The sequence below is a fragment of the Psychrobacter sp. SHUES1 genome, assembly GCF_001652315.1.
Taxonomy (GTDB): domain Bacteria; phylum Pseudomonadota; class Gammaproteobacteria; order Pseudomonadales; family Moraxellaceae; genus Psychrobacter; species Psychrobacter faecalis.
Genome location: NZ_LXWA01000056.1, coordinates 1 through 13804, shown reverse-complemented (window position 1 = coordinate 13804; position 13804 = coordinate 1). Strand labels below are relative to the sequence as shown.

The window sequence follows — 13804 nt, the reverse complement described above, 5'->3', positions numbered from 1 at the left end:
AGTTATATATTTTTTCTTATGTTATCAAGCCAAGCTTGCATACTTGGTGTAAGCAAGCGATGACGGCGCCAAGCCATGACAAGCTCCCATTTTAACTGAGGTTGGGTTAGTGGCAAGCAGACTAATCCTGTTAAATCCAACTTTTGAGTATAATATTGAGGCAAAAGAGTCACGCCCATATCCTGTTTTACCATGTCAAGAAGCAAGTGCCACTGATTGGTTTGGCAAATAATATTAGGTTCAAAACCTAGTGATTGACAGTTTTCTATAATCATCGGAGTAAATGATGAATTGGAGGTAAATAAAATTAGGGGTGCATTTGATAGTGACTTAAGTGTTACCTTGGTTTTTTGCTTACCCATACGGTTTTTATTTGCTACGACCACCACTGGATAGCAACATATCGACAAGTAGTCAAAATCATCGTCAATCGGCTTCATCAATGTTGCCACATCAAGTTGCCCCTCTAGAAGGGCCTGCTTAAGTGACTCAGCACCATCTTCGATAAGTGAAGTTTCTATACTAGGATGCATTTGGTAAAAGTTAAAAATAGCTTTGCTTAGTATTTCACTGCCTAACGGTGAAATCCCCAAACGCAATTTACCACCTATTAATTGCTGATAATCTACTACTGTTTGTTCAAGATTATCTGCCTTTTGTAAGATATCAACTGCTTGAATATAGAGGTGTTCGCCAATTTCCGTTAAATTAACTAGCCGCTTTTTTCTATGAGTCAAAGGCTTATCAAACAGAGCTACGCCTAAATATTCTTCAAGATTACTGATAGATTTGGTAACGGTGGGTTGGGTTAAATTGAGTTGAATACTGGCTTGAAGAAACCCACCTGTTTTTACAACTGTCACAAAGCAGCGTAATTGTTTCAAAGTTATCATGAATAATAAACCATGGTTAGGAAGGATAATGAAATTTATTATAGAAATTGGGAATAAAAATAAAAATATAATTCATAATTTATGACTATGGTATTTTTATAATAAGTAGTCTCTAATCAACAAACAACAATTATTATGCGTAATCCTAATATTCGCTTATCCCTATCTTTTGTAGATGAAAAAAAACTTACACTTCAACAGTTCTATCGCCAATCATGGCTTCATGTCCTTATGCAATGCGCTATTATCGCAGCTGTCTGGTATTGTGCTGAGATATTGGTTGAATTATTGCATTTACCCGTATCCTCAGGCGTCTTAGGAATGTTTTTAATGCTGATATTATTAATGAGTGGTGCTATTAAGGTTAACTGGGTCAGACTGGGTGCAAAATTTGTTTTGGGTGAATTAGTATTAATGTTTATCCCGCTTATGATGTCAATACTTCAATATAAGGCGCTGTTTGTCAGTAAAGGATGGCAATTAATGCTGACAATTATCTTGAGTACCGCGATGGTGATGTTAAGCTCAGCATTAACCTTTATCATGGGGCGCCGTTTGCAACGTAGATTGTATCGTCATCAGATTCATAAAGCCCAATTAAACCTAAAAAAATGATAATAATGCGTGAGGATTTGCGATGAATACTTGGTCAATCCTTTGTCTCATTTGGACATTAGCTGCCTATTATATGGCTAGAGTAGTCTATGTGCGCTATCGAAAATCTTGGCTAAACCCTGCTATCACGGTTCCAGTAGTAACGCTTTCATTAATGATAATTTTTAATATCTCTTATGATACTTATTGGAAGGATACAGCTTGGATTGTGCAGCTACTTGCCCCCGCAACGGTTGCGTTTGCTATACCTATTTATGAGTATCGTCGTTTAATACGTCAACATGCTTTGGCTTTGACCGCTTCCATAACTGTCGGGATGGTGGTGGGGGTCTTAAGCATATATATATTCGCTGGTTTGTTTCATTTTGATAAGACCTTGACCTATAGCTTGATGGCCCGTTCAATATCGACACCATTTGCGTTAGACTTATCTGAAAAAATTCACGGATCTTCCTCTTTAGTCTCATTGTTTACTTTGATTACAGGGATGGTGGGAATGATTTTAGGGGATATGATCTTGACTTTTTTTCGTATTCGCTCCCATCTTGCAAATGGAATCGCATTTGGTAATGCATCACACGGTTTTGGTACAGCCCGGGCAAGTCAGCGCAATGAGGATGAGGGCGTTATAGCAAGTTTAACAATGATTTTAGCGGGATTGTTTATGGTATTCTTAGGTCCTTCATTAATACATGGCGTAATGTTATTCGGGCAAGTTTAAGCAAATATATATAGAGACCCTAATCTATATTAAGAATAGATATGATATAGTCAGTTCAAAATAAAATTGTTATGGTTAGGACAAACATCATAAAACAACTTGGATAAGTCGTTTTCCAACCAGCCTTGGCGTAGAAACTTTACTTGTGCCCATTTTTTTTCAATAGGGTTCAAATCAGGGCTGTACGGTGGCAGCCATAGAATACGATGACCATGCCTGTTCAGTAGCTTTTGAATGCGCTTCTTCTTATGAAATCTGGCATTATCCATCACAATCACGCATTTTGTTTTAAGACTTGGGATCAGCTTGTGTTTGCACCATTCGTAGAATATGCGGCTGTTAATGTTGTGCTTAAAGTAATCTAGTGCAAACAGCATCTTTTCATAGAGAGCACCGATAACGTTGGTTCGCTTTTTACCTTGCCAGTTGTAGCTATCGATACAAGGCTTACCAATCGGTGCATAACCATGAGAGCGAATGGTCTCGTGCTCAAAGCCGCGCGCGTATATATAAACGATGGGATAGCCTTGCTGCTTAAAGCTATTAAGCTTACTGTGGTATATCGCTCTTTTGATCGGACAGGCTTTTGGATGCTCTAAGGTCTTTTTTTTGACTGATGCCTAGGCGCTTTAGGGCATGATAAATGCCTGTTTTACTACAGTTTAAGCGACGAGCTCGCTCATACTGGTAATCATCGGGATACTCTTTGACATCATTAAGTAGCACATCATCTGGTATTTTATAAGGTTTGGTTTGCCTGGTTGTTTTACTATGAACACGCCGCTTCCAGTTTTGTATGGTGGTTGGGCTGAGATTGTAAAACTCAGCTGCCTCGGCAAAGGTCATACCGTCATCTATACTTTTTAGTACCTGTTTGCGAAAATCTAGTGAGTAAGTCATGGTCTTTATAATAACAATTGGGTTTGATAATTAGTTTATAACACTTTTAGGTGGAATTGACTATAACAGCCATTATCACTAACAGATAAACAATAAAAAAACGTATAAATTTCCGTTTTTATTCTAAAGTTAATTCGACTTTAACTAAATGTAATGAGCATTATTTCTTTTAAACTTCAACCTATTAACTTATATTATTTGAATATCAGATAAAATGAATGACTATTTTTTGAGGATACGAGTGTTTATGAGTTATTGAATCGGGATTTTCTAAATCATCATTTTAAACCCCTTAACAAATCATTATTTTTCTTGTAACAACAAATAAGATAGAGGATTTCTTTACTCACACTGAGATTCTAACCATTTACATAGTTTAATAATATCATCCTGATTTTTCTTTAATTCCTTGTAAACGAAGTAAAATTTATCCCCTGTTAGTAGTTCATGCATTGGGATTTTAACGATATTTTGTTTATAGGCGTCATCCTGCATCATATAATTATTGGTAAGAGTAATGCCCAGATTGTACCGTGCGGCTTCTATCGCTAGTAGCACATGACTAAAATGATTTATCTTTATATCGCTTGGCAATTCAAATCCGCCTGCCTTACACCACCGCAGCCAATCCTCTGCTGTATTCACGCTTGTATCTGCATATCTCACAGACAATATTGGATGCCGCCACAATGCGTCAGGAAGGGGTTTATCTCTTATTTTCTCCCAAAGCTTTTGACCACAAACAGGATATAAAGTTTCAGTAAATAAAAACTTACTGATGAAAGCATGTGGAGGAGGATCGACGGTGATATAACAATCGGCCCTTTGCTCATTATAATCAGAGGGATGATTAACCATATCTAAAGTAAGTTCTATTTCTGGATACTGTCTATAGAAGTCTTCTAGTCGAGGAATCAACCAATTCACTGCGACTGAACTGTACAGAGCTAAGCGTATATGCCCAGGTTTTCCATGTTTAATAATCTGACTACTATCTGAAAGTAGACCCAATGCGCCACTCACATCTGTGAAATAACGCTCACCAACCTCTGTCAACGAAAAGGTCCGGCCTTGCCTGTAAAACATTGCTTCCCCAAGATACTCTTCAAGGATGCGTATTTGGTGACTCACGGCACTTTGTGTCACATTGAGGCTTTCTGCTGCTTTTGAAAAGCTGTTAAACCGTGCAACGGACTCGAAGCACTGTATTGCACGCAGCGGTGGTAAATCCATTATTACCTCAGGTAATACTAAATATGTTTTATATCATTATACATCATACTCTTACTTGAATATACTGCCTGACAGATCGTTAAATCAGCATGAACCCATTGGGGTTTTAACAGTTTCTGAATTTAGAGTAGGGCGAGGAGGCTAAGAATGCCAAAGATGAGTGTTGCATTTGCCATGACGCTATTGGTACTAGGAAATATCATTGCGGTCTTCTCAGACGCCTTGATAAAGGCCTTGCCCTCTGAGACGGCGGTATATCAATTTATCCTGTTTCGTCAATGCACAGCGGTTTTAATGCTGTTGCCGTTTTGCTTAATTAATAAAAAGAACAAGTTATTCAGTAATATAAAATGGCACTTTGTTCGTAGTCACGTGTGGTTATTGGGTGTGATATTCATGGTACTGTCTCTTCAAGCACTGCCTCTTGCGACTGCGAATGCTATTTTTTATGCCGCCCCTTTATTTGTATTACCACTGGGTTTTTTATTTTATAAAGACAGATTAAACTTTCCGACTATCGCAGCCTCTATATTAGGTTTTGCTGGTATCCTCGTTATTGTACAACCGAAACAGATCAATTTAGGGGCGGTGTTTGCCCTTATAGTGGCGGTAACCATGGCGCTAAACAATCTGTTAGTTCGTAAACTTCCACAGCATCATACTGTCTATCAAACGCTACTTTTGACCAATTTACTAGGAATCCCATTCGCGCTTGGTTTGGCTATTTGGGAGGGACAGCCATTTGACTGGCACTCATTGATTACGGCCGCCAGTTCAAATGTATTTATTTTGATTTATGCGGGTATATGCATACAGGTGTACCGACACATTGAAGCGTACAAAGTCTCTAGTGCGGAATACTCAGGTTTACTAGGGGCGGTGGTGGTTGGAATCATATGGTTTAACGAAGTACCAAATATGACTTTGTTAATAGGTTCTGCGCTGATTATCCTACCTTTGATATGGCTAGCTACTCTCGAATCTATGAGGCTTAGACAAAAAACTGGGTAGGATAATAGCTTTTAAAACCTAATCAAGCTGATGTGCTATAAATAATAAGAAATAATAAAAGTTATGAATCAGACTAAAATGTTATTTAACGTTTACATCGGTTCATGCTTGACGAAACTGTAGATTACTTGTTAGACACTATAATAAGTCGGTTGCATGATTAAAAACTTCCAAGTTGGTTCTTATGTATCTAATAGTATCGTGTCTATAAAAAAGACAAACTGTTATTTAAAATACCTCAACTATTCAGCTGTTAGCCCTGCTTTAACACCCGATAGACCGTAGCCACCCCAACACCAACTGCCTTAGCGATTTCCTCTTTCGTCATATTGTTTTGACTGGCTAATTCTTTAATACGATTGTGTTTCGTTGTATTAGGCTTCTTACCAGTGGGCTTATAACCACTGTTCGCCAACCCCTGCTTAATACGCTCTCTACGCTTATCGTTATCAAGCTTTGCCATCGTTGCTAATAAGTCGATCAGCATATGGTTAATCACTGTTAGGATCTCACCTGTCATGCCTTTACTTACCGTATGCGTAGTTGGTAGATCAGCCACCACCAATCGCAAGCCCTTGTCTTTGATGCGCTGCTTTAGAATTGCAAAATCATCTTGAGATAGCCTGCTTAATCTGTCCACGCTTTCAACCAGCAGAATATCGCCTTGATCAGCGTCCTTTAATAGCTTAGCTAATACTGGCCTATCGAGCTTTGTACCACTGAAATGCTCAACGTACTCAACAAGGTTATCGTTATAGCTTTGGCTAAAGCTAATCAAGTCAGACAAGGCTCTCTTAGCGTCTTGATCCTTAGTGCTGGCTCTCACATAAATACGAACGGTCATAACGCCACCTATATTATTTAGACTTATAAATTAATGTCCATTGATAATATCATGATATTAATATCATTTAATAATAGAAATAAGTCTAATGATAGATAGAGTATCGTTTAGAGGTTTTATTTTTTAGGTATAGGCTAATGATAGATTATTTTAAGTGGCCCATTTGAGATCACCCCTCGTTTTGCAAAGCAAAATCGACTTTTAACGCTTCTCAGACTCAATAAAATACGACTGCACAGCACAATTGGGTATGTGTCACCTTTTGAGTTTGAAAAGCGGTATTATGATAACCTTAGCTAGTTAGACCAAGTGGCCTAACTGAAATAAATAGCCTCCGATATAGTCGAGGCGGTTCACTTATTTAAGTAAGTAGAGAAGTAAAATGCCTATATCTCCTATACCAAAATTGGCTCAGTATGGCTGGGACAAACTAAAAGACATTGCTATAGTCGAATCAAACGAACCATTAAAAACTATTCCAAACAATAAGAACCTAAAGCAATTCCCTATTTACTCTGATTACAATGTGCCATACGCTATGGATGTTTGCGTGGCTAGACATTCTGTCATCCAAAAATTACAACAAGCAGCTGATTTACTACCTGACCATTTAGGCATAGTAGTCCTTGATGCTTGGCGCTCGCGTACCGTTCAGCAAGGCGTTCGTGATCAAATCGCTGAAATCATCAAAATAAAATATCAAGATTTAAATCTTGCCGAACAGCAACATCTGCTATCACAATTTGCTGCACCGGTTAGCCCAGATTTTGTTAGTCCTCATTTAACAGGAGGCTCAGTGGATATCACCTTATTCGATATTGAAACTGGTGATTGGTTAGACATGGGTGCTGATTTTGATGAACCAACAGAGCGTTCATACACTCATTTTTACGAAGCTTATCCTGAGCATCCCGCTTGTCATAACAGACGTCTATTATATTCAGTAATGACGCAAGTTGGTTTTACTAATTTACCCACTGAATGGTGGCATTTTGATTACGGCAATCCCCTTTGGGCACATTACAACCAGCAAAGCCATGCCCTCTATGGCGCAGCTCATTGGGATACGTTAGACTCCTAATGGCCTTTTTTATAACCGTTGGCAATCCCTATTTTTTTAATAGCTATATATTTAGATATCAAGTTCAAGGAGGAACATGGTGGAGACTTTAATTCAAGCAGATGACCATTTGGCACTATGGACATTCATTTTAGTAGCAGCTACTTCTGCTATTTTTATTGAACAACGCTGCAAATGGGCTAGCAAAGTACCTGGTGCTGTTATTGCATTGCTAATAGCTATAGCAGCCTCCAATCTAAAAATCATTCCTACGGATGCGCCTACATACGATATTGTCTGGGGCTACATCGTGCCGCTAGCCATACCCTTATTACTATTTAAAACCAATATACAATCACTGATTAAAGAGAGCTGGAAATTACTATTATTGTTTTTAATATCATCTATGGCTACCATGATTGGTACAGTCATTGCCTTTTTAGCTTTACGTCGTTACATTCCAGAGCTGGATAAGATCAGTGGTATGATTTCAGCTTCTTATAGTGGCGGCGGGGTGAATTACGCCGCTATGTCTGCTAAGTTGGAACCAAGCGAAAGTATTAATGCCGCTACTATCGTCGCTGACAATATGATGATGGCTTTTTATTTTTTGATATTGATTGGATTAGCCGGTATTCCTATTATACGTCGTATATGGGGCTCACCGCATACCGATGAAATTGAAAAAGATCCAGAGATGCAAAGCAGTCGTACTTTATCTGAGGCTTACTGGAAACCAAATCTTATTTCATTGAAAGATATTGCGATCTGCTTAGCCAGCTCGATGTTAATAGTATTAATTTCTTTTAAATTATCAGCATTGCTAAAAGCTTTATTAGGAACTAGCGACAATATTATTGGCGATCTAATCATTAGTTTGATTACTGATAAGTATTTATTGTTAACGACTATTACCTTTATTGTTGCTTCTATTTTTAGAAATTCTTTTGAGAAGCTTAACGGTAGCCAAGAGCTTGGTACTTATTGTATCTATTTATTCTTTGTTGTTATCGGCATTCCTGCTTCAATTGGCTTGATTGTGACTAAAGCACCTTTGCTGTTTGTATTTGTATTTATCATTACTATGGTCAACTTAGCCATTACTATGGGTATAGGTAAACTATTTAAATTCAGTGTTGAAGAAGTAGTACTAGCTTGTAATGCCAACATTGGCGGGCCCACTACGGCAGCTGCTTTAGCCATCAGCAAGGGCTGGACAAAGCTCGTCGGCCCTATCTTAGTTATTGGTACTGTCGGTTATGTAATTGGAAATTATGTAGGTACGATTATTTATTTCATAGTCACTCAAATTGGTATGTAAATACCCTCAATGAACTAATAAAAAGTCGATACCATATGGTATCGACTTTTTATTTTGTCAGGAGTTTCCTGGATTTGGCGTAACTATTGAAACAAGTTAGACAGTTACACAAAATCTGGGATGGTCTCCTTTAGAGACGTTTACTGAGCAATATGGCAAAGAGTTGTCTGAAAGCCAACACAAAGCATTACAGAGTGGTTTAGAGTCATACCAACATCAGGTTAATAAAACCCATTCACCTAGCCGAGGATTTAGTCCTTAATTGAATCCTCAAAAGAACCGTTACTAAGGAATAAATTGCTTAGGCAAGCTACGTGGTTTAAGTGATGATTTTTCACTTATCCCAAAAAAATTTATCACCCGTTTCTTTAAGGGTTTTTATTTGATCCTGTTTACTCCTGTTTAAGAGCCTTTTTTCACCTTTAAAATCAATAGCTTACAAAGAGAAAAAACAGTAAATGAGCAGAAAAAACAGTCATATATTAAATACTGTTTATTTAGCTGTTTTTAATGTTGATATAGATTGAGTGTTTTAAAAAAACAGTAAATGAGCAGGATTAAAAATGGAAAATAATTTAGTTGTTCAATCAAACGAGCTGATTTTAGCAACATACACAATGCAAAAAACAGACAAAGAGCTAATGCTAGCGTGTATTAGTCAGATAGACAGCAGACCTGACGCACCAGAAGTAACAAAACAGACTGAATTTAAAGTGTCTGTAGATGATATAAAGTCACTGTTCTTTGGTAAGAAGTCTAAAAACGAGCAGAACGTCTATCGTGATATGGAAAACGCAAGTAAGCGTTTGTATGACGTTGATATTGTAATGAGCTTGCCCGAAAACAAAATACTTCAAACAAGACTTATCAGTAGTATTGTCTATGACCCGGATAACGGAGAAGTTTCTTTATCTTTTGCAGAAAAGATTTTGCCTTATTTGACACAGCTAAGAGCTAATTTTACTAAGTATAAGTTGCTTGAAATCGGCGAGTTATCAAGTATCCACTCAATACGTTTATATGAATTAGTCGTTATGTGGGTTAATCAGTTTCAGTACAGCAAAGATTTTACACTTGAAGAATTTAAGCATGTAATGAATGTCAAAGGTAAATACAAGCAGTTCGGTCATTTGCGACAATTTGTTATTGAAACAGCTATTAACGACATTAACGAGAATACAAACTATAGTGTTAGCGTGGAGTATCAGAAGAAATCGAGAGGTAAGGGATTTAGAGGCTTAAAGCTGAGTTTCCATAAAAAAACATTAGACAAGCTAACGGGTGCAGACGGTGCATTATCGCAAGCAGCCATCCAGTCCATTGTCGATAGCGTGCAGTTTATGAATGACTATAACGATCATCCAAGCCTAAGTTATGACGGCAAAATGCAGACTGACGCATTTAAGCGCGAAATGATTAATATCATACAACGAGAGCCTGAAAGTTTTAACAAGCCCAATAAAGGTTTAGAGAGCTATTTACCAAAGATTAAACACTAATGTTTTTTCAAATATCCGTTAAAGTCAAAAGAACCACCGTTTTTTCTTCTTAGCCGTCACGACGATTGAATCATCTTTTTTTTCTTGCTCTGGTTCAAGTGGCGGCTCATCACTCATTTCAGCCTGCTTAAACTCTAGCAGTCTTACTTGTGCGAAATCTTGGATACTGGCGTTGGCTTTATCCAGCGTTTTGTTTAACTGTCCTATCTGCTGCTGATAATTTTCAATTAACTTTTTTTGATCGCTTACTTGTTGGCTGAGGTGTTCATTCTTGAGCTTTTCAAGCGCTAATAGGTGTTCAATGTCCGTATTGTACTGAACACTTTGATTGTTCAGAGGTGTACTTTGGACAGTGTCCACTGAACGTTCAGTACGTTTTTTAGAAATTGGCTCACCAAACACGCGCAACATTTCTGAAACGTCTATTTTCTTATCTGCTGTTCTGGAAAGCTCACCATCATTGACCTTCTGATAGATCGTCGTTCTTGATACACCCCATTCTTTTGCCGCTTTTGTCACCGATATGTTCATTGTTCACCTAGTGTTCAAGTACGTTTTTAGAAACTGTACAGTACAACTGTCCAGAACGTTCAGTGAACAACTATGGCACTAACCCGTCTATCAGGCAAATTATAAATAAACTGCTGTGTAAATCAGACGGTTAGTTATATAGCACTCACTTTATTGAACAAATATAGGGTATTATTAATGCTTGAAAACAGTATTTTTGGTATCAAAAAAAGTAGGTTTTATGAAAAAAGTTATTCTAAGTATGGCGTTATCTCTCTTTGGCTTATCTGCTCAGGCAGCAGTTATTGTCACTGATAGAAACTAAAAGGACTGAGTCCTGTGCAGTACAGGACTCAGTCCTTGGGGTAAACTAAACCGTCCAATATTTGGGGGTCAGTTCAGATGGGCTCCTTTTTTCATTCTATTAGAGCATCTCAGGTTAGACTCTCTTATTTAGTAACATTCGTATTGCTAAGCTTAGCGCTAATCTCACGAAGTAACTGCACTTCTTCTGAAGGTTTTTCTGGCACTTCTTCCCTTACTTCATCCGCACGACGTAATCTATTGACCATCTTCACCATCATGAAAATGATGAATGCTAAAATCAGGAAGTTAATAAGTACCGTAATAAAGCTACCATAAGCTAATACAGGAACGCCTGCTTCTTTCAAGGCGTCATAAGTCATAGCAATACCTTCAGGCACATCGCCTAATATCACAAACATATTCTTGAAGTTGATTTCACCGCCAGCAATAAAGGCGACGATTGGCATCATGATGTCTTCGACTAACGATGTTGTGATGGTTCCAAATGCACCACCAATAATGACACCGACAGCTAAGTCCATTACATTACCTTTTAAAGCAAACTCTTTAAACTCAGATACCATACTCATAATTTCTCTCCTAAAAATTTTTGTCTGTAAGTAGATCGGCGTGTAAATATACGATTGAAAACTGGATACATTGATAATGATCGAACAGCACAGTATTTTAATAAATTCTGTTTGGTTATATATAAAACACAACACAAAAAAAGCTAGATAGAACGAGATATTTTCTACTCATCCTATCTAGCTAGATATAACACTTAATGCTAATACAGAAGATAATAATTAGGGTGTATTGAACATTCACAATTTGAACTAAAGATAAACGCGAGCCACTGTATTCTCATAGCTCTAATTTAACTTATCAAATCTTGTAGCAACAAGAGAGCATCCTACATTTTGTGTAATTATTGATGAAAGCCACATAGCTGTTACACAGAATATAGGATGCTCTCCATTATTAAGCTTACATACCTATAGGATAGATACTTCTAGCCAATATGGAGGTGTTTTTCCTTTAGAAGCTTGAGAACGTGGCTGAAGAATACGCAATTCATATTTACCTGAATATGGAAGCGTGTAATAACCTTGGTTATCTAGTTCAGAGGAATATTCTCCTACATTGACAGAATCTGATAGATTCTTATTAAATAAATAAGAATCTACATTCCCTCCCGTTGTTTTAACAGAAAGCTTTTGGTTCTTTTTGGCATAAAATGTATAGGAATCGTACTTACTACCCTTTAATTTCCCATAATAATTAGCTGAACTAGCGCCTTTTTTAAATTGAACATCAACAGTTTTAGCCACTGCATCTGAAGATGCGGCCATGACTGTAGGGCTTACCATTAGAACAGGAAGCGCAATTAAAATAGCAGCCGTTAAGTTTTTCATATTTTAAACACTCAAACAGTAAAAAAACGATTTTATCTTACTCCACACTGTCAACCTTTATAGATATGTTATATTAATATTACTAATATAGAGAGTACATTGATAGGTTACTGAACAAGGCTGCTCATAATCGTTGGTGTTAATTAAGACACTAGTTTCTAATTCTATCGCAAACCTAACTATAGTAGTAAAAACCTGAATTTCATTATGTAAACAAAGAGAACACTGCTAAATAGTAGTGTTCTCTTATTATATTTAAAGGAAAAAATTATGCGTTCTTTGCTTTTGACGGCAATGTGCTTAACGGTCAGCTTAACCCTAGTAGCTTGTAGTAATCAACAAGCCGATAGTACGGATCATAATAAGGAGCCGACAATAGAAGTACCTGTAGCGTTATTGGCGTTTACCGCTTCTGGTAATAAAGAAAAAAGTTGGCGGACAGTAGTTGAAGGAAATAAATTAAGTATAGAAGCAGAATTCTTAGAGCCTACAACAATTGTAGTAGTGGGTTCCGCCACTACTGAAGGCGTCGAATACGAGAGTACAGTCAATGGACAGCCTATTATTTTAAATATACGAAAAAATATTTGTATCGATGACAATGGCTACCAAAATGAACTGACCGCAACATTAAGTTACGCAGGCAAAGCATATGATGGTTGTGCCATTACCGGTGCAATGGAAACTGCGCCTACATAGAAGATAAGTCTAAGCGGTAGCCAAAGTATACCCTAAGGGAACCAATCAGATGCTTTACTTGGTTCGGGTTCGGTTCACTAGTGAGGACTTGAATGCTTGGTTGTAGACTCATGGTACCAATAATTGTTTATTTAGACTTGCTATTAAAAAGCCCCAAGCCACTTGAGAAAGTAGCTTGGGGCTTTTTAATATTTGAGGCTATATGCAATACAGGGTATCAGTAGTTAATCATCACGATCAACGTCGCTTACCTGACTGCGAGTAATCTTACCAGTCATGCTATCGACAACGACTTTATGAATTTGATTGCCTTTACCAATTTCAACTTTGTAGACAGGCTTGCCAAAATCCATGTCGAACCCTACTTCAAGCACTTTCCCTTTCAGCGTTTGGTTTGCTTTTTTTATAGCTTGAGACAAACTCAATTTTGCTTGTTTCATGGCTTTATATTCTGCCAAGTCTTCTTTGTCTAAACGCTCTGTGTCTCCTTTCGTGACCTTGCCTGTATTGGCATTCACGCTGACTTCTTGTTCATTATTGTTGGTAACGATTTTGATATCGTAATGGCTATTTTCGTTACGATCTTCTTGATCAAAGTCTGCACTAATGATATTGCCTTTTACCGCTTTATTAGCAAGTGCCAGCGCCTGCTCTATGACCCCTGCTGTCAAATCCGTATAACTAAACTTGGGAGATTTTGATTACGCAGCATGACGATAATAGTCAAACCACACCTGTCTTGGCGATTTATAGCCTAAACCCTTTTGAATTCTC

16 protein-coding genes and 1 pseudogene are annotated in these 13804 nt (G+C 37.6%); 8 read left to right on the top strand and 9 right to left on the bottom strand.

Translation table 11 applies throughout. The features are described 5' to 3' along the window. Positions 1-2 precede the first annotated feature (2 nt). Positions 3-893 (bottom strand): LysR family transcriptional regulator, encoded by an 891-nt coding sequence (locus A7325_RS07835; protein ID WP_068406606.1) that lies wholly within the window; start codon positions 891-893, stop codon positions 3-5. Between the two features lie 135 nt (positions 894-1028). On the opposite strand from A7325_RS07835, the gene A7325_RS07830 reads away from it, so the two are divergent. Continuing rightward, a complete protein-coding gene (locus tag A7325_RS07830) occupies positions 1029-1508 on the top strand; it encodes a CidA/LrgA family protein (RefSeq protein WP_082894347.1) in 480 nt (159 codons plus the stop codon). 22 nt (positions 1509-1530) lie between these two features. Next, positions 1531-2229 (top strand): LrgB family protein, encoded by a 699-nt coding sequence (locus tag A7325_RS07825; RefSeq protein ID WP_068406601.1) that lies wholly within the window; start codon positions 1531-1533, stop codon positions 2227-2229. Between the two features lie 50 nt (positions 2230-2279). Here A7325_RS07825 and A7325_RS07820 read toward each other — a convergent pair whose 3' ends face one another. The 3 genes from A7325_RS07820 to A7325_RS07810 form a co-directional block, all read right to left on the bottom strand. After that, positions 2280-2708, bottom strand: a complete 429-nt coding sequence (locus tag A7325_RS07820; protein WP_264753703.1) for a transposase — start codon at positions 2706-2708, stop codon at positions 2280-2282. Positions 2709-2778: 70 nt separating this feature from the next. Then, positions 2779-3129: an IS630 transposase-related protein gene (locus tag A7325_RS07815; RefSeq protein ID WP_068406597.1), complete on the bottom strand. Its 351-nt coding sequence runs from the start codon at positions 3127-3129 to the stop codon at positions 2779-2781. 342 nt (positions 3130-3471) lie between these two features. Beyond that, positions 3472-4362 (bottom strand): LysR substrate-binding domain-containing protein, encoded by an 891-nt coding sequence (locus A7325_RS07810; RefSeq protein WP_068406595.1) that lies wholly within the window; start codon positions 4360-4362, stop codon positions 3472-3474. A gap of 147 nt (positions 4363-4509) precedes the next feature. Here A7325_RS07810 and A7325_RS07805 point away from each other — a divergent pair, with 147 nt between their 5' ends. Beyond that, the gene (locus tag A7325_RS07805) at positions 4510-5373 is read left to right on the top strand and encodes a DMT family transporter (protein WP_068406593.1); all 864 of its coding nucleotides are present in this window, start codon (positions 4510-4512) and stop codon (positions 5371-5373) included. A 253-nt stretch (positions 5374-5626) separates the two neighbouring features. On the opposite strand, the gene A7325_RS07800 is transcribed toward A7325_RS07805, so the two are convergent. After that, positions 5627-6217 carry a recombinase family protein gene (locus A7325_RS07800; RefSeq protein ID WP_068406590.1) on the bottom strand — a complete coding sequence of 197 codons (591 nt, stop codon included), beginning with the start codon at positions 6215-6217 and terminating at the stop codon, positions 5627-5629. A 382-nt stretch (positions 6218-6599) separates the two neighbouring features. Between A7325_RS07800 and A7325_RS07795 the strand changes: the two genes are divergently transcribed. The 3 genes from A7325_RS07795 (at position 6600) to A7325_RS07785 (ending at position 10097) form a co-directional block, all read left to right on the top strand. Next, positions 6600-7298: a M15 family metallopeptidase gene (locus tag A7325_RS07795; protein WP_068406588.1), complete on the top strand. Its 699-nt coding sequence runs from the start codon at positions 6600-6602 to the stop codon at positions 7296-7298. 76 nt (positions 7299-7374) lie between these two features. After that, positions 7375-8598 carry a DUF819 domain-containing protein gene (locus tag A7325_RS07790; protein WP_068406585.1) on the top strand — a complete coding sequence of 408 codons (1224 nt, stop codon included), beginning with the start codon at positions 7375-7377 and terminating at the stop codon, positions 8596-8598. 563 nt (positions 8599-9161) lie between these two features. Then, positions 9162-10097 (top strand): replication initiation protein, encoded by a 936-nt coding sequence (locus A7325_RS07785; protein ID WP_068406583.1) that lies wholly within the window; start codon positions 9162-9164, stop codon positions 10095-10097. Between the two features lie 24 nt (positions 10098-10121). Here A7325_RS07785 and A7325_RS07780 read toward each other — a convergent pair whose 3' ends face one another. After that, positions 10122-10628, bottom strand: a complete 507-nt coding sequence (locus A7325_RS07780; protein ID WP_068406578.1) for a plasmid replication DNA-binding protein — start codon at positions 10626-10628, stop codon at positions 10122-10124. A 297-nt stretch (positions 10629-10925) separates the two neighbouring features. Between A7325_RS07780 and A7325_RS14255 the strand changes: the two are divergent. After that, a pseudogene (locus tag A7325_RS14255) lies at positions 10926-10976 on the top strand (IS3 family transposase); the annotation flags it as partial. A gap of 80 nt (positions 10977-11056) precedes the next feature. Here the strand turns inward: A7325_RS14255 and mscL are convergent. After that, entirely contained in the window at positions 11057-11503 is a 447-nt protein-coding gene (gene mscL / locus A7325_RS07775) for a large conductance mechanosensitive channel protein MscL (RefSeq protein ID WP_068406577.1), read from the bottom strand. A gap of 408 nt (positions 11504-11911) precedes the next feature. Then, a complete protein-coding gene (locus tag A7325_RS07770) occupies positions 11912-12331 on the bottom strand; it encodes a PPC domain-containing protein (protein WP_039255596.1) in 420 nt (139 codons plus the stop codon). Between the two features lie 270 nt (positions 12332-12601). Between A7325_RS07770 and A7325_RS07765 the strand changes: the two genes are divergently transcribed. Beyond that, entirely contained in the window at positions 12602-13030 is a 429-nt protein-coding gene (locus A7325_RS07765) for a hypothetical protein (RefSeq protein WP_068406576.1), read from the top strand. 224 nt (positions 13031-13254) lie between these two features. On the opposite strand, the gene A7325_RS07760 is transcribed toward A7325_RS07765, so the two are convergent. Beyond that, entirely contained in the window at positions 13255-13701 is a 447-nt protein-coding gene (locus A7325_RS07760; RefSeq protein ID WP_068406573.1) for a PepSY domain-containing protein, read from the bottom strand. Positions 13702-13804 lie beyond the last annotated feature (103 nt).

Excerpts from the sequence above, each read along its gene's own strand:
- A7325_RS07835 (WP_068406606.1), bottom strand. The coding sequence starts at position 893 with ATGATAACTTTGAAACAATTACGCTGCTTTGTGACAGTTGTAAAAACA.
- A7325_RS07830 (WP_082894347.1), top strand. The coding sequence starts at position 1,029 with ATGCGTAATCCTAATATTCGCTTATCCCTATCTTTTGTAGATGAAAAA.
- A7325_RS07825 (WP_068406601.1), top strand. The coding sequence starts at position 1,531 with ATGAATACTTGGTCAATCCTTTGTCTCATTTGGACATTAGCTGCCTAT.
- A7325_RS07815 (WP_068406597.1), bottom strand. The coding sequence starts at position 3,129 with ATGACTTACTCACTAGATTTTCGCAAACAGGTACTAAAAAGTATAGAT.
- A7325_RS07810 (WP_068406595.1), bottom strand. The coding sequence starts at position 4,362 with ATGGATTTACCACCGCTGCGTGCAATACAGTGCTTCGAGTCCGTTGCA.
- A7325_RS07805 (WP_068406593.1), top strand. The coding sequence starts at position 4,510 with ATGCCAAAGATGAGTGTTGCATTTGCCATGACGCTATTGGTACTAGGA.
- A7325_RS07800 (WP_068406590.1), bottom strand. The coding sequence starts at position 6,217 with ATGACCGTTCGTATTTATGTGAGAGCCAGCACTAAGGATCAAGACGCT.
- A7325_RS07795 (WP_068406588.1), top strand. The coding sequence starts at position 6,600 with ATGCCTATATCTCCTATACCAAAATTGGCTCAGTATGGCTGGGACAAA.
- A7325_RS07790 (WP_068406585.1), top strand. The coding sequence starts at position 7,375 with ATGGTGGAGACTTTAATTCAAGCAGATGACCATTTGGCACTATGGACA.
- A7325_RS07785 (WP_068406583.1), top strand. The coding sequence starts at position 9,162 with ATGGAAAATAATTTAGTTGTTCAATCAAACGAGCTGATTTTAGCAACA.
- A7325_RS07780 (WP_068406578.1), bottom strand. The coding sequence starts at position 10,628 with ATGAACATATCGGTGACAAAAGCGGCAAAAGAATGGGGTGTATCAAGA.
- mscL (WP_068406577.1), bottom strand. The coding sequence starts at position 11,503 with ATGAGTATGGTATCTGAGTTTAAAGAGTTTGCTTTAAAAGGTAATGTA.
- A7325_RS07770 (WP_039255596.1), bottom strand. The coding sequence starts at position 12,331 with ATGAAAAACTTAACGGCTGCTATTTTAATTGCGCTTCCTGTTCTAATG.
- A7325_RS07765 (WP_068406576.1), top strand. The coding sequence starts at position 12,602 with ATGCGTTCTTTGCTTTTGACGGCAATGTGCTTAACGGTCAGCTTAACC.